The 19,652-nt window shown below is 73.5% G+C and carries 19 protein-coding genes and 1 pseudogene; 10 read left to right on the top strand and 10 right to left on the bottom strand.

What is annotated here, in order from left to right:
• The first annotated feature begins 14 nt into the window (after nucleotides 1-14).
• The 3 genes from ACFXDE_RS11705 to ACFXDE_RS11695 all read left to right on the top strand — a co-directional run bounded on the left by ACFXDE_RS11705 (nucleotide 15) and on the right by ACFXDE_RS11695 (nucleotide 4,106).
• Nucleotides 15-434 (top strand): nuclear transport factor 2 family protein, encoded by a 420-nt coding sequence (locus ACFXDE_RS11705; RefSeq protein ID WP_380493260.1) that lies wholly within the window; start codon nucleotides 15-17, stop codon nucleotides 432-434.
• A 526-nt stretch (nucleotides 435-960) separates the two neighbouring features.
• Entirely contained in the window at nucleotides 961-2,379 is a 1,419-nt protein-coding gene (locus tag ACFXDE_RS11700) for an APC family permease (RefSeq protein WP_380493257.1), read from the top strand.
• Nucleotides 2,380-2,468: 89 nt separating this feature from the next.
• Nucleotides 2,469-4,106, top strand: coding sequence for an amidohydrolase (locus tag ACFXDE_RS11695; protein WP_380493255.1), 1,638 nt, complete (start codon nucleotides 2,469-2,471; stop codon nucleotides 4,104-4,106).
• 445 nt (nucleotides 4,107-4,551) lie between these two features.
• On the opposite strand, the gene ACFXDE_RS11690 is transcribed toward ACFXDE_RS11695, so the two are convergent.
• From ACFXDE_RS11690 to ACFXDE_RS11680, 3 genes are all read right to left on the bottom strand, one after another.
• The gene (locus ACFXDE_RS11690; protein ID WP_380493253.1) at nucleotides 4,552-5,256 is read right to left on the bottom strand and encodes a TetR/AcrR family transcriptional regulator; all 705 of its coding nucleotides are present in this window, start codon (nucleotides 5,254-5,256) and stop codon (nucleotides 4,552-4,554) included.
• A 509-nt stretch (nucleotides 5,257-5,765) separates the two neighbouring features.
• Nucleotides 5,766-6,632: an alpha/beta fold hydrolase gene (locus tag ACFXDE_RS11685; RefSeq protein WP_380493250.1), complete on the bottom strand. Its 867-nt coding sequence runs from the start codon at nucleotides 6,630-6,632 to the stop codon at nucleotides 5,766-5,768.
• A gap of 44 nt (nucleotides 6,633-6,676) precedes the next feature.
• Nucleotides 6,677-8,155 (bottom strand): NAD(P)/FAD-dependent oxidoreductase, encoded by a 1,479-nt coding sequence (locus tag ACFXDE_RS11680; RefSeq protein WP_380493247.1) that lies wholly within the window; start codon nucleotides 8,153-8,155, stop codon nucleotides 6,677-6,679.
• A gap of 121 nt (nucleotides 8,156-8,276) precedes the next feature.
• Here ACFXDE_RS11680 and ACFXDE_RS11675 point away from each other — a divergent pair, with 121 nt between their 5' ends.
• From ACFXDE_RS11675 to ACFXDE_RS11665, 3 genes and pseudogenes are all read left to right on the top strand, one after another.
• Nucleotides 8,277-8,819: a HEAT repeat domain-containing protein gene (locus tag ACFXDE_RS11675; RefSeq protein WP_380493244.1), complete on the top strand. Its 543-nt coding sequence runs from the start codon at nucleotides 8,277-8,279 to the stop codon at nucleotides 8,817-8,819.
• A gap of 23 nt (nucleotides 8,820-8,842) precedes the next feature.
• Nucleotides 8,843-8,962, top strand: a pseudogene (locus tag ACFXDE_RS11670) (transposase); the annotation flags it as partial.
• A 75-nt stretch (nucleotides 8,963-9,037) separates the two neighbouring features.
• The gene (locus tag ACFXDE_RS11665) at nucleotides 9,038-9,589 is read left to right on the top strand and encodes a GNAT family N-acetyltransferase (protein WP_380493241.1); all 552 of its coding nucleotides are present in this window, start codon (nucleotides 9,038-9,040) and stop codon (nucleotides 9,587-9,589) included.
• 24 nt (nucleotides 9,590-9,613) lie between these two features.
• Here ACFXDE_RS11665 and ACFXDE_RS11660 read toward each other — a convergent pair whose 3' ends face one another.
• Nucleotides 9,614-10,498 carry an NAD(P)H-binding protein gene (locus ACFXDE_RS11660; protein ID WP_380493239.1) on the bottom strand — a complete coding sequence of 295 codons (885 nt, stop codon included), beginning with the start codon at nucleotides 10,496-10,498 and terminating at the stop codon, nucleotides 9,614-9,616.
• A gap of 130 nt (nucleotides 10,499-10,628) precedes the next feature.
• Between ACFXDE_RS11660 and ACFXDE_RS11655 the strand changes: the two genes are divergently transcribed.
• Both ACFXDE_RS11655 and ACFXDE_RS11650 read left to right on the top strand, forming a co-directional pair.
• On the top strand, nucleotides 10,629-11,315 hold the full coding sequence (locus ACFXDE_RS11655) for a TetR/AcrR family transcriptional regulator (RefSeq protein WP_380493236.1): 687 nt from the start codon (nucleotides 10,629-10,631) through the stop codon (nucleotides 11,313-11,315).
• A 64-nt stretch (nucleotides 11,316-11,379) separates the two neighbouring features.
• A complete protein-coding gene (locus ACFXDE_RS11650; protein ID WP_380493234.1) occupies nucleotides 11,380-12,054 on the top strand; it encodes a hypothetical protein in 675 nt (224 codons plus the stop codon).
• Between the two features lie 157 nt (nucleotides 12,055-12,211).
• On the opposite strand, the gene ACFXDE_RS11645 is transcribed toward ACFXDE_RS11650, so the two are convergent.
• From ACFXDE_RS11645 to ACFXDE_RS11625, 5 genes are all read right to left on the bottom strand, one after another.
• On the bottom strand, nucleotides 12,212-13,531 hold the full coding sequence (locus ACFXDE_RS11645; protein WP_380493232.1) for a cation:proton antiporter: 1,320 nt from the start codon (nucleotides 13,529-13,531) through the stop codon (nucleotides 12,212-12,214).
• Nucleotides 13,532-13,781: 250 nt separating this feature from the next.
• A complete protein-coding gene (locus tag ACFXDE_RS11640) occupies nucleotides 13,782-14,543 on the bottom strand; it encodes an IclR family transcriptional regulator (RefSeq protein ID WP_380493230.1) in 762 nt (253 codons plus the stop codon).
• A 161-nt stretch (nucleotides 14,544-14,704) separates the two neighbouring features.
• On the bottom strand, nucleotides 14,705-15,037 hold the full coding sequence (locus ACFXDE_RS11635; protein WP_380493228.1) for a putative quinol monooxygenase: 333 nt from the start codon (nucleotides 15,035-15,037) through the stop codon (nucleotides 14,705-14,707).
• Between the two features lie 135 nt (nucleotides 15,038-15,172).
• Nucleotides 15,173-16,042 (bottom strand): NAD-dependent epimerase/dehydratase family protein, encoded by an 870-nt coding sequence (locus ACFXDE_RS11630; protein WP_380493226.1) that lies wholly within the window; start codon nucleotides 16,040-16,042, stop codon nucleotides 15,173-15,175.
• Nucleotides 16,043-16,234: 192 nt separating this feature from the next.
• Nucleotides 16,235-17,218, bottom strand: a complete 984-nt coding sequence (locus ACFXDE_RS11625; RefSeq protein WP_380493224.1) for an alpha/beta fold hydrolase — start codon at nucleotides 17,216-17,218, stop codon at nucleotides 16,235-16,237.
• 403 nt (nucleotides 17,219-17,621) lie between these two features.
• Here ACFXDE_RS11625 and ACFXDE_RS11620 point away from each other — a divergent pair, with 403 nt between their 5' ends.
• Nucleotides 17,622-18,257 (top strand): DUF4360 domain-containing protein, encoded by a 636-nt coding sequence (locus tag ACFXDE_RS11620; protein WP_380438792.1) that lies wholly within the window; start codon nucleotides 17,622-17,624, stop codon nucleotides 18,255-18,257.
• A 63-nt stretch (nucleotides 18,258-18,320) separates the two neighbouring features.
• On the opposite strand, the gene ACFXDE_RS11615 is transcribed toward ACFXDE_RS11620, so the two are convergent.
• Nucleotides 18,321-18,479 (bottom strand): hypothetical protein, encoded by a 159-nt coding sequence (locus tag ACFXDE_RS11615; protein ID WP_380493223.1) that lies wholly within the window; start codon nucleotides 18,477-18,479, stop codon nucleotides 18,321-18,323.
• Nucleotides 18,480-18,873: 394 nt separating this feature from the next.
• On the opposite strand from ACFXDE_RS11615, the gene ACFXDE_RS11610 reads away from it, so the two are divergent.
• On the top strand, nucleotides 18,874-19,551 hold the full coding sequence (locus ACFXDE_RS11610; RefSeq protein ID WP_380438716.1) for a hypothetical protein: 678 nt from the start codon (nucleotides 18,874-18,876) through the stop codon (nucleotides 19,549-19,551).
• Nucleotides 19,552-19,652: the final 101 nt, after the last annotated feature.

Raw genomic sequence — 19,652 nt, 5'->3', positions numbered from 1 at the left:
GTCGCGTACCTCGCATGGCAGTCGCAGCCCCGTCGAGAGGAACCACGGTGTCCCACTCCCCGCAGATCGACGTCGTCCGCCGCTTCTACGACGCCCGGGGCGACCTGGACGTCATCCGCTCCGTCGTCGCCGAGGACGCCCGCTGGGACGTGACGGAGGGCTTCCCCAACGGCGGCGTCCACGAAGGACTCGACCGCATCGTCGGCGACTTCTTCCCCTTCCTCGCCGACTTCAGCGAGTTCCGGTGCATCGGCGACGCCTTCTACGAGGACGGCGACCAGGTCATCGTCCTCGGCCGCTACGTCGGCACCACGACGAAGGGCAATCAGTTCACCTCCCGCTTCGCCCACTTCTTCACCCTCGCCGCCGGCCGCATCACCCACCTCCGCCAGACCTCCGACACCCTCCCCATCGCCCGCGCCCTGGAGAACTGACCCCCTGGCACCCTGTGGGAAGAGCTTCTCGTCGACCAGGAACGCGTTCTGGGCCCGCACCACCCCGACACCGTTGCCACCCGCGAGATCCTCGCCGCCGTCTCGTCGGCAGAGGGGCTTGGCTGGAGACGTCGGGGTGGGACAGCGCGATGATCTCGCGATGTCGAACGTCGCGGATGTGGGTGCCGCCCGAAGCGTGGGTCTCACGCTGAGCGCGATGGGCCGGTTGTAGAAGCAGCCGGGAGACTTCGCCGGCGAGCTCTACGTCGCCCACGCCTTCGGGAACGAGTCCGGGCTGGTGCCGTCCATCCGGAAAGACCCGCCACCCGCCGATCCGCCCTTCGGGCCGGAGAACCTCCGGCAGGCCGCTGGGCGCTTATGACAACAGCATTGACGTGTAAGGGCGCCCCCGGTTTCATGACTCGCACTTCCTCACCCCCACCCCCACGAGCAAGGCGGTGATCCGTTGGTACCGACGGTGAAGGACACGGGCAGCGGTCCGAGAACGGGTGCGAGCCACGGCGCCATGCACAAATCCATCGGCCTGCTGGACGGAGCGGTGATCGCCGCGTCCAGTACGGCCGCCACCAGCAGCATCGGCATCGGCCTGGGCCTGATGGCCGGGGTCGTCGGCCTGCACCTGCCCGCGATCATGCTGCTGGCCTTCCTGCCCGTGCTCGCCATCGCCGGCGGCTACGGGCGGCTGAACGCGGTCGAACCGGACGCCGGCAGCAGCTACCGCTGGGTGGGCCGGACCCTCAGTCCCTGGCTGGGCTTCCTCACCGGCTGGGTGAACACCGTCGGCACGGTGGTCTTCATGGCCTACACCACCACCGTCACCGGCTCGGCAGTCATCCAACTCCTGGACGAAGCGCACCTGCGCGGCATCGCCGGCCTGCGCCTGGACGCCGACTCCACCGTCCAGTGCACCCTGCTCGGCCTCGTCGTCCTGATCGGCGCCGCACTCGTCGCGGTGCGCGGGCTCGACCTCGCCGCCCGGTTGCAGAAGGCGCTACTGGTCTTCGAGTACCTGGTGCTGTTCGGCTTCTGCGGGTACGGGATGTTCGCGGGTGACCAGCCGTTCTCGCTCCAGTGGTACAACCCGTTCGACATCCCCTCCTTCGGCGCGGTGGCACAGGGCATGGTGCTGGCGGTGTTCTGCTACTGGGGCTTCGAGTCGGTGTTCAGCGTCGGCGAGGAAGTGCGCGATCCGCGCGACGCCTCCCGAGGCGGGTTCCTCGCCCTGGTGGTGATGATGCTGCTCTTCCTGCTGGCCGGCACCGCATTCCAACGGGTCCTCCCGCTCGGTGAGTTGGCCGACAACGGCGCGCACGGACTGACCTACTTCGGCACTCGGCTCGCCCACCAGCCGCTGGCCGCACTGCCGTTGATCGCGCTGACGTTCTCCGCCGTGGCCTCGCTGCAGTCCTCGGTGATCCCGACCGCGCGCGGGATGTACGCGATGGGCCGCGACGGCGTGCTCGGCCCGGTCTGGACCCGGCTGCACCGCAAGCACGCCACCCCCGCCGTCGGTACCCTGCTGATCACCGGCGTCGCCGTCCTGCTGGCCCTCGCCTCGATCGCCATCCCGACGGTCAACGACCTGATCTCGGCCGCCGTCAACGCGATCGGCGTCATCGTCGCGCTCTACTACGCGCTCACCGCCGTCGCGGCCGCCGTCCGCTTCCGCCACCTGTTGCGCACCGACCCGTTGCAGGGGCTGCGCGCCGTGGTCGGTCCGCTGCTCGGCGCGGCGGCGCTGCTCGCCGTCGGCGGCTACCTGGCCTGGACCTTCTACGACTCCGCCGACCACTTCGAACTCTCCGCCGACAACGGCTGGTTCGAGCTGACCGTCGTGGTGCTGATGGTCGTCACCGGACTCCCGTCGGCGGCTTGGGCCCGCTGGCGGCGCCGCTCGCCGTACTTCCAACGCCCTACGCACTGAGCGATTCCCGCACGACCGACACACAGCACACAGCACACAGCGCGCAACAAACAACGCGCAACACGCAACGCGAGAACGGAGCACCACCCATGACCCAGGCCGATCTGGTCTTCACCCGCGGCCCCGTCCACACCGGCGACGCCGCCCGCACCCGGGCGACCGGCCTGGCCGTGACCGGCGAGCGGATCACCGCCGTCGGGCACGACGAGGTCCGCGGATTGATCGGGCCGAAGACCGAGGTCGTCGACCTCGCCGGCAAGCTACTGCTGCCGGGCTTCCAGGACGCCCACGTCCACGCTGTGTACGGCGGCGTCGAGTTGGCCTCCTGCGACCTCACCGGCACGGTCGGCGCGGCCGAGTGCCTGGAGCGGATCCGCGCCTACGCCGAGGCCAACCCCGGACCGGCGTGGATCACCGGCAGCGGCTGGTCGCTGGAGGGCTTCGACGGTGGACGGCCGACCAGGCAGCTGCTCGACTCCGTCGTCCCGGACCGCCCGGTCTTCCTCACCAACCGCGACCACCACGGCGCCTGGGTCAACACCCGGGCCCTCGAACTGGCCGGCCTCACCCGGGACACCCCCGACCCGGCCGACGGCCGGATCGAGCGCGAGGGCGACGGCACGCCCAGCGGCACGCTCCAGGAGGGCGCCACCGCCCTGGTCGCCCGGCTGGTGCCGGCCGCCACCACCGCCGAGCGGGTGGACGGCCTGCTGCGGGCGCAGCGCCTGCTGCACTCGCTCGGCATCACCGGCTGGCAGGACGCCCTGCTCGGCGAGTTCAACGGCCAGCCGGACCCCTCCGACGCCTACCTGGCCGCCGCCCGCTCCGGCGCCCTGACCGCCCGGGTGACCGGAGCGCTCTGGTGGGACCGCGACCGGGGAGCCGAACAGATCCCCGAACTGGTGGCGCGAAGGAGCGAGTTGACCCACGGCCGGTTCCGGGCCGGCTCGGTGAAGATCATGCAGGACGGCATCGCGGAGAACTTCACCGCCGCGATGACCAGCCCCTACCTGGACGGCTGCGGCTGCGCCACCGCCAACTCGGGCCTCAGCTTCGTCGATCCGGCCGCACTGCGCGGGTACGTCACCGAACTCGACGCGCTCGGCTTCCAGGTGCACTTCCACGCCCTCGGCGACCGCGCGGTCCGCGAGGCCCTGGACGCCGTCGAGGCCGCCCGCACCGCCAACGGGTGGCGCGGCACCCGCCACCACCTCGCCCACCTCCAGGTGGTCCACCCGGACGACATCCCCCGCTTCGCCCGGCTCGGCGCGATCGCCAACATCCAGCCGCTGTGGGCCGCCCACGAACCGCAGATGGACGAGCTGACCATCCCCTTCCTCGGCGCCGAACGCGCCGCCTGGCAGTACCCGTTCGGCGCGCTCCAGCGCGCGGGCGCCACGCTGGCGGCGGGCAGCGACTGGCCGGTGAGCAGCCCGGATCCGCTGGCCGGCCTGCACGTGGCGGTCAACCGGATCACGCCGGAGGCCACCGACGGCCGGATCTTCCTGCCCGAGCAGCGCCTCGACCCGGCCTCCGCCCTCGCCGCCTACACGGCCGGAGCCGCCCACGTGAACGGGCACGACGACGCCGGCACCCTGGCCGTCGGACACCTCGCCGACCTGGTCGTCCTCGACCGCGACATCCTGACCGGCCCCGCCGGGGAGATCGCCGACGCCCGGGTGCTGCGGACCTACGTGGGTGGCGAACTCGTCCACGCGGCGGGCTGAACGGGGCCGGCCGAACGAGGCCGGCCGAACGCGGCGCAGGCCGCCATCGCCGGGCGGGGGGCGCTCGGCGACGGCGGCCTGCGGTGGGTGCGGGCTCCGGACGGGCCCGAGTGCCAGCCGGCGATGCTCGGGCCGGAGCGATCCGGCGTGCGCGGCCACGGATTGAGCTGCCCGGCGCCGGCGCCGGCACGCGTGAGTGCCCACTGGGCGATACCCATGGTGATCGACCGGGCCCGGCTCGGGCGGGAACGGAAGTGGCCTGCGGCGCTCCGGCTCCAGGGCGGTGCGATCGGTCCGGGCTCCGGCAGGCAGGTCGGGCATCGACTCCGCGCCGAAGCGGGCGGCGCCGACGCCGGGACCACAGCCGCGATCGCCGCCGACCTGTCCGTGGCCCGCCGCGGGTCCGGTGCGCCGCCGGCCCGAGGGTGGTGCGGCGCGGCCGTGTTCAGCGGATCGCCGTGAGGCGGGCCTCTGCGGCGTCGAGGAGGAGGTCGAGCGCGTACGGGTAGCCGCTGCGGCGCATGTCTTCGGCGAGGAGGTCGGCGGTGGCGGCGATGTGCGGGTGGGTGGTGGCGTCGACGCGGGCGTAGGAGGCCTGCCAGACCTGCAGGTCCGCCGCCTGGGACACCGCGGGCAGGGCGAGGGCGGCGGCGTCGAGGGCGGCGAAGCCCAGGCTCTGGTCGACGAAGGCGTGGTAGAGGCGGACGGCCTCGGGGTTGGGGAAGCCCGCGGTGCGCAGGACGCCGAGTATGGTCTCGACGGCGGCGATCTCGTGGGTGCGGCCGGTGGTGCGGTGGGCGGCGAGCAGGGCGGCCTGCGGGTGGGTCTGGTAGGAGGAGTGGATGCGCAGGCCGATGGCGCGCAGGTCGGCCCGCCAGTCGCCGGTGGGCTGCCAGCCGGCCTGGGCGCGGCCGATGAGCTCGTCGGTGATGGCCAGCAGCAGGTCGTCGGTGCTGTGGAAGTACCGGTAGACGGCGCTCGGGTCGGCGCCGAGAGCGGCGCCGAGCCGCCGGGCGGTGAGCGCGTCGGCGCCGTGCTGCCCGATCAGCCGCAGCGCCGTGTCGACGATGAGCTCCTGGGAGAGCACCACGCCCTGTTTGGTGGGCCGACGCCGTCGGCGCTGGGGCTCGGGCACCACGCGTTCGCTCATGCCCGGATCCTATGTCGGCATGGTTGTCGTAGGAGCGGGGAGACGCGGATCTCCGGCAGGGCCGGACCGAACGCGCCGGTGCGCTCCCGACTACCGCTCCCCAGGGCCGCCATCGGCAGTTCGACACCCCGCTCGCCGTGATCGATGCCGGCGAGATCTCCCTCGCTCACACCCGGCAGGAGCTCCCGTCGGCCATCACTGCGGTCCTCGCCACGACCACCGGAGACATCCGCGCCGACGCCCGCGCCGACGACGTCTCCGTTCCCCAGCGGTCACAGAGCGTCGCAACTCCATGATCAACGAGACCTGTGCCCACGTTGTCGCCGGGGCTCCCGATGCCGCCAATCCGCGGGCGTTCTTCAACACCGTTTCTCGGCTGACGATCGTCCCGACAATTGAGGGCGCAGTCCGTCGCCGGCATCCAGCCATTGGCTACGCTCCCGCACCACTGCGCGGCCAGGCCCCGGCCGACCTTCGGCAGGACTTCCATCCTGCCGGCCTCGGCCTGGCTACCTGGCCGCCTCCGCGAGCAGCGCCTCCAGGGTTGGCTCCGCCAGCCCCCTCAGCAGGTGGCCCTGCCCCGGGAGCAAGCACACGGTGGCGTGTGGGGCCGAACGCTGGAGTCGGCGGGCGGTGTGCTGGGAGTCGAGGAGGCGGTCCCGGGCGCCGAGCGTGGCGTGGACGGGCATCGGGAGGGCCGCCAGCGCGGCGTCGTCGATGACGGGGATCCGTTCGCGCCGGGGGCGGAAGTGGCGGTGGATCAGGAGGACGGCCTCGCCGAAGGCGTGCTCCCTCGCGGTGGTGGGCGGTAGCGGGCCGAGTGCCAGTTTCAGCATCGTGCGCCGCCCCCACCGGCCGAGTGGCAGGAGCAGCAGCGAGGCCGCGAGTACGGCCGCCTTCTGGCGGCCGATGCCGCTGGGGCAGCGCAGGACGAGCCGCTCGACCCGCTCCGGGCGCCGGACGGCGTAGTCGAGGGCGAGCCACCCGCCGAGGGACGTGCCGACGAAGGCGGCGCGGTCGACGCCCAAGCGGTCGAGGACGTCGTCGAGCCACAGGGCGTGGGCGTCCGAGGCCAGTGGAGGTCGGGCGGGGGCGCTCAGGCCGGGTTCGCCGATGACGTCGACCGCCAGGATCCGGAAGTGCGGGGCCCAGCACGCGACGTCCTCGGCCCACATGGCGGAGTTCGCCCCGGAGCCGTGCAGCAGCACGAGGGGCGGCGCGTCGGGCGGCCCGCTCGCCACGACGAAGGTCCGGCCCTGGCGCGTGGGGATGTCCAAGTACCGGGCGGGGACGGGCCATCGGTCGAGCAGGGCGGTGTACTGCCGCGCGAGGACGCGAGCGCCCTCGGCGGACTTGTAGATGCCTGGGTGAGTCATGGCGTGTACTTAAACATACCTGTTAAAGGTATCGATAGGGAATTTTAGGGAGTGATGCGTCGGCTCCCGATCGTCCTCGCGAGGAGCTTGGCCAGCGCCGGCCCGTGCTCGTAGGCGAGCGGGGCGAGGTCGGGTGGCAGGACGAAGCCGTCGGGCAGGCGGCGGTAGGCGTCGGCGATCTGCTGGTGGTACGCGTCGGCAAGGGCCCGGGGCCAACTGCCGCTCAGGGGTGGGCGCATGCGGGACTCGGCGGTCAGGGCGTGGTGGTGGGCGGCGGCTTCGGCGACGGCCTCGTCGGCCGTCCAGTCGGCGATCGGGGTGCGGTCGGGTCGCCAGGGTGCGAGCCACGCGCTCGGCGCGGCGCCGAGGATCTCGGCGGCGAGCTCGTGGGCGATCAGCGGGGAGCCGTGCAGGCCGTCGCGGTGGGTTCCGGTGAGCAGCCAGAGGCCGGGGCGGCCGGTCGGGCCGATCAAGGGGTGTCCGTCGAGGCCGATGGGGCGGTTGCCGTGGTGGACGTGGAGCAACCGGGCGGTGGCCAGGCCGTGGTGGAGCTGGCCGAGGGCTGCGTCGAGGAGGAACCGCAGGGCGCCCGGGGTCGGGTGGGTGCCGGGGGTGAGGGCCGGGTTGGCGGATGCGCCGACGTACCAGGTGCCGTCGGCCTGGGGGACGGCGTGCAGGCCGCACGCGTAGGCCCGGTTCGGGGTGCGCAGGACGGTGGGGAGGGCGGCGGGGGCGGTGAGGGTGACGGCCGTGCCCTCCGTGCAGACGACGGGCAGCAGCGTGAGGTCCGGGTCCAGCTCCTCGACCAGTTGCGTCGTCCAGGCTCCGGTGGCGAGGACCATGATGCGTGCGGCGGCCCGGAGTTCAGGGGTGTTCAGGAGGTAGCCGTCCCGGTGGGGGAGCGGCCGTCCCGCGGGCAGGGGCACGACGTTCGGCAGCGCGGCGAGGGCGGCGTCCAGGGTCTCCAGCCAGCGGCGGGCGTCGAGGAAGGCCTCGTCCGGCAGGTGCAGGGCGCGCAGGGGACGGTCGTTGTCGAGTGCGGCGACGCCGGGCACCTCCAGCGGGTCGACTTCCTCCACCGGCAGCCCGTGTTCGGCGCCGGCGCGGCCGATCGCGCCGAGGGACTGCTGGTCGAGCGTCGAGCCGACGGCGTTGAGCAGGACGAACGTGCCCCGACCGAAGCCGTCCGCCGGAGCGGCGCTCCCCGCGAGCGCCCGCACCCGTCGGCGCCAGGCGGGCCAGCGCCGCCCGGCCTCGACGGCGAGGTCGACCCGCAGGCGCCCGTGGGCGGTGCGGAGCGCGCCCGCCGTCACCTCGCCGAGCACGCCGAGCATCGCCCCCGCCGCCGGTGACGCCGCCGCCTGCGACGCCCTCGCCGCCTGCGACGCACCGGGCCAGCCGGGCCCGCCGGGCCCGGACAGGCCCACCCGCAGGGCGGGTTCGGCCTCGGCCAGCGCCAGTGCGAGCGAGCGCCCGAGGACGCCCGCGCCCGCCACGATCACGTCGAGCACCTGTTCCTGCACGTGTGTCTCCTCCTCGGCTGTCGGTCATCCCCCGTCGCCCTACCCGCACCAGCCCCATCGCACGGGGGCCACGGGCGAAAACCCGTTGTCCGTACGGGCGGTGCGGGCGGAAGGTGGTGCCATGCTGGGATTCGTCCGGACCGACAACGACGCCCTGGTCACCTGCCTGGGCGATCCGCAGCGCGCCGTGCCCGCCTACCGGGAGCTGCTGCGGCGCGGTGCCGGGGCGCGTGACGCGATACGGGCGGGGCTGTCGCACGCCGACGCGGCAGTGCGGGAGGGGTGTTGCCGCCTCCTGGACCACATGGTCGACATCGAGTCGATGGGGCAGCTGATCGCCATGGCCGACGATCCGGACGCCTCGGTGAGGATCGCCGCGTTCCACGCGCTCGCGTGCGACCGCTGCAAGGGGGACGTCTGCGCCCCGGGCGCGGACCGCGTTCTGGAGCCCGGGCTGCGGCACTTGGCGTCCGATCCGGACCCACGGGCGCGGGCCATGGCGGCCGAGCTCGTCGGCAAGTTCGTCCACGACGACGCCCGCGCCGCCGAGGCCCTGCGGGCGTCGCACGAACGGGACCCGAGCCCGGCCGTCCGGAAGAAGGCCGGCTGGTACGTGCCGGGCGGCCCCATCCACGAGCGGACGCGCCGGGCAAGGGCCCGTTAGGCCCGTGTCTCATAATTGATCTTGTGGCGAGTCGGGGAGAGGTGACGGATGCTGCGTGGGCCCGGATAGAGCCGCTGCTGCCGCAGCGGGACGGGGCCGGGCGTCCCTGGCGTGATCACCGCCAGGCGGTGAACCGGGTGCTGTCCTATGGCTACGAGCCGAGGAGCGATGACCAGCCCAAATATGATCAATTGCGAGTTATGGCCTAGCATCCGCCCATGATCACCGAGAACGCCTCCCCGGCGGTCGCCCTTGCCCCGCTCGACGTGGACGATGCCGAGCTCCTGCACACATGGCGGTCCGAGCCGGTGGCCGCGCACGAACTGGGCCACTGGCCGCGCCCGCTCTCGGCGGTACGCGAGCAGATCGAACGCGACATCGACGACGCCGACCACGACGGCTTCCTCATCCTGCTCCCGGACGGCACGCCGGTCGGCGCGGCAGCCCTGGCCGAGCAGAACATGTCCGACGGCACGGCCACCGTCCGTCTCCTCGTCGATCCGGACCACCGCGGCCGCGGCTACGGGCGCGCCGCCCTGGACGCTCTGACCGACCTCGCGTTCGGCGAACTCCCGCTGCACCGCATCGAAGCGCTCCCCCATACCGGCAACGCCTCGGCGCTCGCCGTCCTCGCCCACGCCGGCTTCACCCACGAGGGCATCCGGCGCGCCGCCTGCCTCCACCGGGGGCGGCGGCACGACATCGCGATACTCTCCCTGCTCCGCCCGGAGTGGGAGGCGCTGGAGCGGCCGCGGTCCTGGGAGCTCTGAGCGGGTGGGGCAGGGTATGTCTGACTATTGGCGTCGCGCCCGGCAGGAATTGTCAGACACGGCCTCTTCCAGGACCTCCTCGACGCTCTTCGCTCGGTGGCCGATCACATCCTCCAGCGCGGGGCCGGTGACGTCGAATTCGCCGTTGCGCGCTGCCGCGAACATCGTCAGCGCGAACTCCGCGGCCGGCCGTGGCATCCCGCCGGCGACGGCCGCCGAGACCCACGCGTCGTCGTCCAGGACGACTCGGGTGATCGTCCGGCCGGTGATGCGGCTCAGGATCGCTGCGACGCCGGCGAAGTCCAGCGTCCGGCGGGCCGTCAGCGGCGGCGTGATGCCGTCGAGTACGCCGTCCTCCGTCAGTGCGACGGCGGCAGCCTCCGCCAGGTCCTCGTGTGCCGTCCAGGAGACCGGGCCGTCCTGCGGCAGGGCGAGCGTGCCGCTCTCCAGCGCCGCGCGGAGGTAGAGGCTCAGGGTGGAGGCGTAGAAGCCGTTCCGCAGCGCGGTGTACGGGACCCCTTGCCGCATCAGGTGCTCCTCGGTGGCCGCGTGTACCGGCTGCGGCGGGAACAGCGACGTGGGGGACGCGGCCTGGTGACTCGTGTACAGGACGCGCCGGGCGCCCGCCGCCCGGGCCGCGTCGACGGCGGCCGCGTTGGCGGCGAGTGCGCCGCCGCCCCGGATGGCCGCCGAGACGACCAGGACGCGCTCCGCGCCCTCGAAGGCGTGCGTCAGCCCGTCGGGCTCGGTGAAGTCCCCCTCGCGCACCCGGACTCCGAGCTCCGCGAGCCCTGTCGCCCGGCTCGCGTCGCGCACGCTGACGCCGATCCGGTCGGCCGGCACCCGCTCCAGCAGGCGGCCGACGATCAGTGCGCCGAGGCGGCCGGTGGCGCCTGTGACGATCAGCACGGCTGACTCCCTCCCTTGTTTCCAGTGGAACGAAAATAACGTTAACACTGATACTTCCAGTGAATGCAAGGGCTCGCTTCAAGCCGAAGGGAAGCCGAAGAGAACTGGTATCAGCGGTACTATCGCTGCCATGGCACCGAACACCGAGCGGCGAGACCTCACCCGCGAGCGCATCGTGAAGGCCGCGGCCGGCCTCCTGGGCGAGCACGGGCCCGCCGCGGTGACCACCCGCCGCGTCGCCCAGGAGGCCGGGCTGCAGCCGCCCGCGCTCTACCGGCTCTTCGAGGACAAGGAGGCGCTGCTCGACGCCGCCGCCGAGTACGTCTTCGCGGAGCACGTGGCCGGCAAGGAGACCGCCGCCCGGTCGGACGACCCGGTGGCGGACCTCCGCGCCGGCTGGGACACCCACGTCGGCTTCGGACTCGCCAACCCGTACGTCTTCGGCCTGCTGATCGACCCGGCCCGCGCCCGCGAGACCCCGGCCCAGGCGCGGGGCGTGCGGATCCTCGCCGAACGCGTGCACCGGGTGGCCGCCGCCGGGCGGCTACGGATCAGCGAGGAACGCGCCGTCAACCTCATCCGCGCGGCCGGCGTCGGCACCGTCCACACGCTGCTGACCCTGCCCCCGGAGCAACGGGACCCGCACCTGGCCGACGCCGCCTTCGAGGCGGTCGCCCGCGCGATCCTCGCCGACGAACCCGCCGTCCCCGACCGCGACCCGGCGGCCGTCGTCGCCGCCTTCCGCACCCTCCTGCCCGAACTGCCCAACCTCAGCGGCGCCGAGGCCGCACTCCTCGACGAGTGGCTGCGGCGCTGACGCCTTCTCCGATGATCGGACCCCGCCTCCGCCCGCTGCTCCGCCGTCAGCGATGATCGTCCGCATGACCGATGAGGCGTGGCACGAACGACTCGGCTGGGCCCACGGCCTGATCGCCGAGGACCCGGCCGTGCGGGTGGCCGCGCTCGTCCGCCTCGCCGCGGCCCGGCAGGCGGTCGGGTCCGCGATCACGGAGTTCAACGGGGCGCTGTCGCAAGCGAACCGCTCGGGTGCGCCGGAGCCGTACCGGGAGCCGGCCGTTCGGGAAGCACTCACGCGGTGGCGGGAGGCCCGAAGCCGTTCGCTGCCCGAGGCCCTGTGGCAGGGCGTCACGCCCGACGCGTACGCGACGTGGTCGGGGCTGCCGTACGCCTTGCTCTTCCTGGAGTGGGAGCTGCGCCACCCCCAGGCGTGGACGTGCCACGCGAAGGCCTGGGGCACGAAGGAGTCCGTCATCCGGGAGCTGGCCCGTGCCGAGCTGGACGGCCCGGGCCGTGCGAAACTCGCCGACTTCGTCGAACTCGCCGTCCGGCGCCGGTACCGCTGCAAGGACCGCGAGTACGTCCGGATCGCCCGCGCCGTCGATTCCCCCGACCTGCGCGAGCGCCTCGCCCATGCCTCCGGGTCCGCCGACCCGTGGGCGCGGACCCATGCGGGCTACGTCCTCCACCTGCTTGAGCACCCCGAGCTCGCCAACTCCCGTCGAACCTGGACCGATTGGCTCGCCCGCGGCCGCTGAGCAGGAAGTCGGCCCGCTCGACTTTCTGCTTGTGCCTTGCGCGTTCTGGGTTTCGTGGGTGGTTGTGGTCGGGGGGTGGTGGGCTGTGCCTGGGAGCTGGTGTGGGTTGGTGGGCGGGTGCGTAGGAAGTCGGCCTGCTCGACTTCCTACTCCCGCCCTACGCGCCCTGGGCCTCCTCGGCGGTCGTGGCCACCAATGGCCGGCGGGGCACGCCTGCGGCCCCGCCCGGGAGGCGGGTCAGGCGGCGGACCAGCGGGTTGACGGGGAGCGTCGCCGCGAGGGCGGTCAGCAGGAGGACGGTGAAGAGCCGGTCGCCGATGATGCCGAGGTCGCGGCCGAGCGTCAGGATGAGGACCTCGCTGAGCCCCTTGGTGTTCACGAGGACGGCCAGCGTCGTCGCCTCGCCGCGCGGAACGCCGGTGAGCCGGGCGCCGAGCCGCGCGCCGGCGTACTTGCCGCCCCACGAGACGGCGAGGAAGACGGCGACGGCGAGCAGGCCGCGCGGGCCGAGGCCGGTGAGGTCGACGGACAGGCCGGTGAGCGCGAAGAAGACCGGTACGAGGAGCGCGCCCGCGTGCCGCATCGGGAGCTCGATCGTGTGCCGCAGCTCCTCGGCGGCGTCGCGCGGCATGGCGAGACCGAATGCGAAGGCGCCGATGACGGCGTGGACGCCGAGGCGGGACGTGACCCAGGCGGAGAGCAGGAGCCCGCTGCCGACGATCAGCAGCGCGAGGAACGGGTGGCCGCCGGCGCCGACGGGCAGGCGGAGCATCCGGCGCAGCAGCGGGCGGACGACGAACGCCATTGCGACGGCGTAGCAGGCGACTTGGCCGAGCGTCAGGAGCGCGTGACCGGACCCGGACGACCCGGCGGACCCGGGACCGCGGGCCGCGGCGGCCAGGCAGACGACGGCGCACCACGCCGTGATCTCGGTGAGCGCCCCGCACGCGGTGGCCATGGCGCCCGTGCCGGAGGCCTGGAGCCGGTTCTCGCCCACGATGCGGGCCATGACCGACAGGGCGCTCGCGGAGAGGGCGATGCCGAGGAACGCGGCGAACAGCCACGGTGAGGCGGTGGCGCCGAGCAGCCACGGGAAGCGGGCGGCGACAACGGCCGCCAGGACGAGGGCCAGCGCGAACGGGATCAGGACGGACGCGGCGGTGACGGCGAGCACCGCCCTGACCCGGCCGCTCAGCAGCCGCAGGTCGAGTTCCCAGCCGGCGGCGAACATGAAGAGGACGATGCCGAGTTGGGCGACGACCGCCAGGTGCGGGCGCACGTCCGGCGGGAAGAGCGCGTCGGTCAGGTGGCCGGGGAGGAGCCCGAGCACACTGGGCCCGAGGATGACGCCGACCGCGATCTCGCCGACGACGACGGGCTGGCGCAGCCGGGTGCGCAGCGGGGTGAGGAGGAGGCCGATCAGCAGGACGGCCGCGATGTCGGCCAGTACCGTCGCGGATGGGGTGGAACCTTCCAAGTCGAGCGCCTTCCTGGGACGGGACCAGGCGTCAAGAGCCGCGAGGGGAGCGCGGCTTCTGCATTATGCGGAAGGGTCGGTTCGTCGGCGTCGCAACTCGTACGTGTCGGGGGCGCTCCGGGGCCCGCGCGTGCCCGGTGGCCGGGGCCGCGCGCCCGGGCAGCGGCTCTCCGGAGTCGAGCCCGGGGGAGTCGAGCGCGCGGTGAGCCGGGCTCGGGTGAGCCGAGCGCGCGGTGAGCCGGGCTCGGCCTCACCGCGCCGGCGAGGCCTCGCGGGCGGCCTGCTTGACGGCGGCGATCAGCTGGTGGCGGCGGGTGCGCAGGTCCGCGGGGCGGACGGCGAGGGAGACGCTCCCGATCACGGCGCCGTCCGTGCCGAGGACGGGCGCGGCCAGGCAGGCCAGGCCGGTGCGGGCCTCCTCGACGTCCAGGGCGACGCCGGTGCGGCGGATCCGCCGGAGCTCCTCGTCGAGGCGCTCGGCGGAGGCGATGGTGTTGGCGGTGAACCGGCGCAGGCCGGGCTGTTCGACGTAGCGGCGGCGTGCGGCGGCCCCGGCGGCGGCCAGCGCGATCTTGCCGTGCGCGTAGGCGTGCGAGCGGGGGTCGACGCCGACGGCGAGGTCGGCCTGCTCGTCGCCGTCGGCCGCGAAGGTGCGCACGTCCGCGATGACCAGGCCGTCGCCCTGGTAGGCCACGTAGTTGGCGGACGCGCTGGTGGCGTGCCGCATCCGGGCGAGGACGCCGTCGATCCCGTCGACGCCGTCGGTCAGGCCCATCTGCCGCTGGAACGCGCGGTGGAGCGCGGAGACCCGGTAGCCGAGGGTGTAGCCGCCGTCGGTGCGCACGAGGTAGCCGCGCTCGGTGAGCGGCGCGAGGAGCGTGTAGGCCGTCGAGAGGGCGCAGCCGAGGCTGCGGGCGAGGGCCTTGGCGGAGACGGGCGTGGGCGCCCCGGCGACGAGTTCCAGCACCTCCAGGGTGCGGTCCGCGGCGCGCGGCCCGGTCTGACCGGCCATGGGGTGCTGCTCCTCCTGCTCGTCCTCCGTGGTCACTCCAGTGTGCCGGTGATCCGATCGGCGCGATCACCGGCCCCTGGTCCAAGCCCCCCGGCCTCCCGGCCCCTGGTCCAAGCCCCCGGCCTCCCGGCCCCCTGGTTCGGGCGTCCCGGCCGGAGGCCTCAGGCCTCGCTGGGCGCGAGTTCGCCCATGAGGTCCCAGCCGTCGCGGTCGGGGAGGTCGACGCTGATGATCTTCGGCCGGGCGGCGATCGCGTGGGACAGCTTCTCCATGGCCTCCCGGAAGTGCGCGGACTCGACGTGGGCCCGGCCCGCCTCGCCGTCGCGGAAGCCCTCGACGAGGACGTACTCGTCGGGGTCCGCCACGCTGCGGGACCACTCGTAGAACAGGTTGCCCGGCTCGGCGCGGGTGGCCTCGGTGAAGTCGTGGACGATGTCGAGCCACTGCTCGCTGTACTCGGGGCGGACGGGGAACTTCACGGTGATGAAGATCATGGGAGGCCTCTCGGATCCGGGCGCTCGGTGGGTGAGTGCCTCCACACCGTGACCGACCGCCCGGCGCCGCGTGAAACGCGTGCCGTCGGGATTCCGACCCTGCCGGAAAACGCGCGAGGTCGGCACGCGGGTCCGCTAGGAGCCCGCCCGCGGGCCGCCCAGCCGCTCGAAGGACGTCCGCCACGACCCCTCCACCGGCCGCCAGCCGTACGCGGTCCGCGCGAGCCCGCCGTCCGCGCCGCGTGCCCAGCGGGGCCGGTCGGAGCTCGGCTCGGGTGCGGCCACGCCGAGCGCGCGGGCGAGGACGGGGACCCACTTTCGCGCCGGGGCCGGCTCGTCGTCCACGATGTTGACCGCACCGCTCGGCCAGTACAGCGCTGCGACCGCCGCCCGCGCCGCGTCCGTGACGTGCAGGAACGACGTGACGGCGCCGTCCGCGGCGAGCTCGCCCCGCCGTAGCCGCTGCTCGATCAGGCCGCCCGGCTCGTACCAGGTGCCGGGCCCGTGCAGCATGCCGTACCGCAGGACGACGGCCTCCGGCAGCTCGGCCGCCGCGAGCTCCAGTGCGAGCACGCCGTCGACGGTCGTGGCGCGTGGTTCGGGCGCGCCGGTGTCCAGGGCCTCCGTCTCGTCGGCCGGCTCGTCGCCCGGGCCGTACGCCCAGCAGATCGACTGGGCGACGATCCGCGGCACCCCGGCCCGGCGGGCGGCGTCCACCAGGCTGCGGGTGCCCTCGCGGCGGATCCGGGCGTTCTCGGCCAGGCTGCCGTCCGCGAGGGCCGTGAGCTGGTGGACGATCGCGTCCGGCGCCGCCGCGGCGACGGCCTCCGCCGTGGCCCCGCGGTCGAGGACGTCCAGCCGGACCGCGTCGGCCCCCTGCTCGCGCAGCCACGCGACGCCGCCCTCGGACCGGGAGGCGGCCGTGACGCGGTGCCCCGCCCGGTGCAGGAGCGGCACGAGCTGCCGTCCGACGGCACCGGTCGCACCGGCGAGGAAGACGTGCATGGGGTCCACCCTTTTCCCTCCCGTTCGGCGCCGGGGGCCGTTCCGTGCAGGCCCTCGATCACCGCTCGCTCATACGATCAAGCTAAGAGGTGAATGGACCGGATCCCCAGGCCAATCCGGCGGCAGGGAAGTGGGCCAATCGGCGGGCCGACGGGGCGTCACATTCGATGCCGTGCTCAGCGCGTCAGTGGCTCAGCGCGCCAGCAGCCGCCGCAGCTGGTCGACGATGAACCGCGGTTCCTCCTCCAGTACCCAGTGGTTGGCGTTCGGCACGACGGCGGTGGTCACGTGCGAGGCCACGTGCCCGAGATCGTCCCCGACCGACTCGCGCATACTGTTCTGACCGCCGACACCCAGCACCGGCATCGTCAGCGGGTTGTCGTCCAGCAGCGCCTGCACGTCGCGCTCGCCCTGGTCCTGCTGGCGGAAGAACTCGAAGCCCGCGTGCGTGCTGCCCGGACGGCCGTAGGCGGCGACGTACTCGCGCTGGTTGCCCGCGCTCGGCGCGCGGCCGTCGCGGTTGTAGACGGAGCCGTAGAAGACCTTCTCCCGGCCCGCGACCAGCTGCTCGGCGACGCCGTTCGCCTGGCCGTTGACGAAGGAGTCCCACCAGAGCAGGTTCGGCTTCGAGGCGACGAGCTGCAGGTACCAGGTGGTCGGCGGCGCCTCCAGGATCGCGAGGTGGTCCACCCGGTCCCGGTACCGGGCCGCGTAGGCGAGCGCCACCCCGCCGCCCACGTCGTGGCCGGCCACCGCGATCTTCCCGTCGCCGAAGCCCAGCTGCTCGACGACGGCACGCACGTCGGCGGCCAGGGTGAGGGCGGTGTACGTGCCGTACTCGTCGCCGCGGGCGGGCTGCGAGCGGCCGAGTCCGCGCAGGTCGACGGCGATCACGGTGTGGTCCTGGGTGAGCGCGGGCGCGACCCGGTCCCAGGCCTGGAGGGTTTCCGGCCACCCGTGCAGCAGCACGAGCGCGGGGCCGTGCCCGGCGATCGCGTAGTGGATCCGCAGGCCGTCGCTGACGGCGTAGCCGTCCTTGAAGCCCGGCAGGCCGCCGGGCGGGGTGGCGGCGGCCTCGGCGGCGCCACCGGCGGCGGTGAACATCGTGGTCGCGGCGAGCGCGGCGAGCGCGGCGGCGGCCGCGGCAACCGGCCAGCGTCGTTGACGCTTCGTCAATCGGCTTGTGAACGGCATGACTTCCCCCCGGAGTGAGCGGTCAGGTGATCGTCTTCGCTTGGGGCGCATCGTAGGACAGCAAGTCGACGTCCCGGCAGCGCAGTTGGGGGGATCCGTGTTCGGCCCTCCGGCTGCCCGGTCGGCGCCGCCGCTGGTCAGGACTCGCCGGGGTCCGCCACGAGGGGCCCGTCCCGTCCGTCGACTTGGCTCGAATCAATGGCCTCCCTTGGCGTGATCCACTTGCCGGCTGCTGCCGCGCGTCGCCACTCCGTCGTGTTCACCCCCTGTACGCGGACGGCCACCCTGTGGTGACATGTTCGCGTCAAAGCCGGGGTGGGGCAGGCCCGGGCCGGCCGTGCCCGCCCGCCCCGGACCCGTGGACGATCGAAAGGGGAACCCCATGCTGCTCCGCGTGCTGGCCGCGACCGGTGTCGTCGCCTCGCTCTTCGGCGCACCCGCCTCCGGTGGCGACTCGCTCCCGACACCGCCCGACCGGATCGTCATCGACGTCGCGACGGTCAACGGCTCCGGCTGCCCGGCCGGGACGGCCGCCGTCGCCGTCTCCCCGGACAACACCGCCTTCACCGTCACCTACAGCCAGTACCTCGCCCAGGTCGGCGTCGGATCGAAGCCCACCGACTTCCGGAAGAACTGTCAGCTCGACCTCCGCGTCCACGTCCCGCAGGGCTTCACCTACGCGATCGCCTCCACCGACTACCGCGGCTACGCCCACCTGGAGAACGGGGCGACCGGCGTCCAGCGGGCCGGCTACTACTTCCAGGGCGACCCGCAGACGGCCTACGGGACCCACCGCTTCAACGGCCCGCGCGACGACAACTGGCAGGCGACCGACACCGTCGACGTCGCCGCCCTGGTTTGGGCCCCCTGCGGGGAGGAGCGCAACTTCAACATCAACACCGAACTCCGGGTCGCGGCGGGCTCCTCGGACCCGACGACCACGACGAGCTTCATGACGATGGACTCGACCGACGGGAGCATCAACACCGTGTACCACCTCGCCTGGAAGACGTGCCCCTGATCCGCTGAGGCGCGATGTGGTCGGAGCGCCGCCACGCTCCGACCACACCGCGTGCGGCGGTGATCAGCAGGCGATCGTCACGGAGAACGGACGGTCGTCGTCGACGCCCGGGGGAGTGGCGGTGCGGATGAACAGCGTGTCGGCCGAGAAGGCGGCGAAGGCGCCGCCGGTCGCGAGCGCGAAGGCCGCCGTGCCCACCGTGTGCTTCCTGAACCTGGTCATGTGGGTGCTCTCCCGTCAGACGTGAGGGCCGGGAAGGGGCGAGCCGTCCCATCCGGGCTGTCCGCAGTCCTTCCTAGCGGGTCTCCGGGCCCCGGCACAGTATCGAGCCCGTGCCCGAGTTCGGCTCCTTCGGGGCGGGCGTCGGCCTGGAGTCCTCCCGCGGGGCCCAGAACGCGGTGTTCCGCGCCTACCGGTACGCGCCGGAGGAGATTCCCTGGCTCTGAGCGGTCCCCAAAGCTGAGGGGCCCGCGGGCGGTTGCCGCCGCGGGCCCCGGCACCCGGCTGACGCGTTCCCGCCTGTCGCCTGTCGGTCCCTGCCCGTAGGGTGAGCCTCCGTTCCGCACGATCGGTGCGGACGGCCATCGGGGGACAACTCGGACGGAGTGGTATGGATATGAAGAATCGTCGGTTATGGACGCGCGTGCTGTCGGCGTTCGCACTCGTCGCGGCGGTCATCGTGGGCAGCACGATGAGCGGCGCTACGAGTGCCGAGGCCAAGCCCGCGTGGGGCTGGGGCAACGGCCGTTGGTCGTGTTCCGGTGCGCCGGTGCCGGCCGGCTGGGTCATCACGGGCTACGACAGCAAGGGCTGCAACTTCGCGGGCTCGTGGTACCAGCAGCCGGTCTCGGACGGGATCTGGACGTGTTCCGGGTCCCCGGTCGTCCCCGGCTACGTGATCATCGCGCACGACCAGCGCGGCTGCAACGGGATCGGTTCCTGGCGGCACGGCCTCGTCCACGACGGGATCTGGACGTGTTCCGGCTCCCCGGTGGTCCAGGGGTACGTCATCACGGACCACCAGCAGAGCGGTTGCGGCGGGATCGGCGCGTGGCGGCACAACGTGGCGCGCGACGGGATCTGGACGTGTTCCGGTTCGCCCGTCGTCCAGGGGTACGTCATCACCGACCACCTGCAGTCCGGCTGCGGCGGCATCGGTGCCTGGCGGCACAACACCGCGCGCGCCGGTCTGTGGACCTGCCCGGGGTCGCCGGTCCCGGCCGGCTTCCGGGCGGCGGCCTTCCAGGCCTCCGGTTGCCACGGCATCGGCGCCTGGGTGCTGGTGAAGGCCTGACGGCCCAGCCGTGAGCCGTAAGCCGTAAGCCGTCGGGCCCGGGTTCACCCCCCAGGGGGTACCCGCCCGCCGGGGGGTGGGGGGAGGCCCCAACCGCGCGG

This window comes from Kitasatospora sp. NPDC059408 (genome assembly GCF_042751525.1).
In the GTDB taxonomy this organism is placed as follows: Bacteria; Actinomycetota; Actinomycetes; order Streptomycetales; family Streptomycetaceae; genus Kitasatospora.
The sequence above is the reverse complement of the archived record's forward strand: the minus strand, read 5'-3'. Positions and strand labels throughout refer to the sequence as shown.

Excerpts from the sequence above, each read along its gene's own strand:
- ACFXDE_RS11665 (WP_380493241.1), top strand. The coding sequence starts at position 9,038 with ATGATCACCGAGAACGCCTCCCCGGCGGTCGCCCTTGCCCCGCTCGAC.
- ACFXDE_RS11615 (WP_380493223.1), bottom strand. The coding sequence starts at position 18,479 with ATGACCAGGTTCAGGAAGCACACGGTGGGCACGGCGGCCTTCGCGCTC.
- ACFXDE_RS11610 (WP_380438716.1), top strand. The coding sequence starts at position 18,874 with ATGAAGAATCGTCGGTTATGGACGCGCGTGCTGTCGGCGTTCGCACTC.
- ACFXDE_RS11695 (WP_380493255.1), top strand. The coding sequence starts at position 2,469 with ATGACCCAGGCCGATCTGGTCTTCACCCGCGGCCCCGTCCACACCGGC.
- ACFXDE_RS11705 (WP_380493260.1), top strand. The coding sequence starts at position 15 with ATGGCAGTCGCAGCCCCGTCGAGAGGAACCACGGTGTCCCACTCCCCG.
- ACFXDE_RS11640 (WP_380493230.1), bottom strand. The coding sequence starts at position 14,543 with ATGGCCGGTCAGACCGGGCCGCGCGCCGCGGACCGCACCCTGGAGGTG.
- ACFXDE_RS11655 (WP_380493236.1), top strand. The coding sequence starts at position 10,629 with ATGGCACCGAACACCGAGCGGCGAGACCTCACCCGCGAGCGCATCGTG.
- ACFXDE_RS11700 (WP_380493257.1), top strand. The coding sequence starts at position 961 with ATGCACAAATCCATCGGCCTGCTGGACGGAGCGGTGATCGCCGCGTCC.
- ACFXDE_RS11635 (WP_380493228.1), bottom strand. The coding sequence starts at position 15,037 with ATGATCTTCATCACCGTGAAGTTCCCCGTCCGCCCCGAGTACAGCGAG.
- ACFXDE_RS11690 (WP_380493253.1), bottom strand. The coding sequence starts at position 5,256 with ATGAGCGAACGCGTGGTGCCCGAGCCCCAGCGCCGACGGCGTCGGCCC.
- ACFXDE_RS11650 (WP_380493234.1), top strand. The coding sequence starts at position 11,380 with ATGACCGATGAGGCGTGGCACGAACGACTCGGCTGGGCCCACGGCCTG.
- ACFXDE_RS11685 (WP_380493250.1), bottom strand. The coding sequence starts at position 6,632 with ATGACTCACCCAGGCATCTACAAGTCCGCCGAGGGCGCTCGCGTCCTC.
- ACFXDE_RS11630 (WP_380493226.1), bottom strand. The coding sequence starts at position 16,042 with ATGCACGTCTTCCTCGCCGGTGCGACCGGTGCCGTCGGACGGCAGCTC.
- ACFXDE_RS11675 (WP_380493244.1), top strand. The coding sequence starts at position 8,277 with ATGCTGGGATTCGTCCGGACCGACAACGACGCCCTGGTCACCTGCCTG.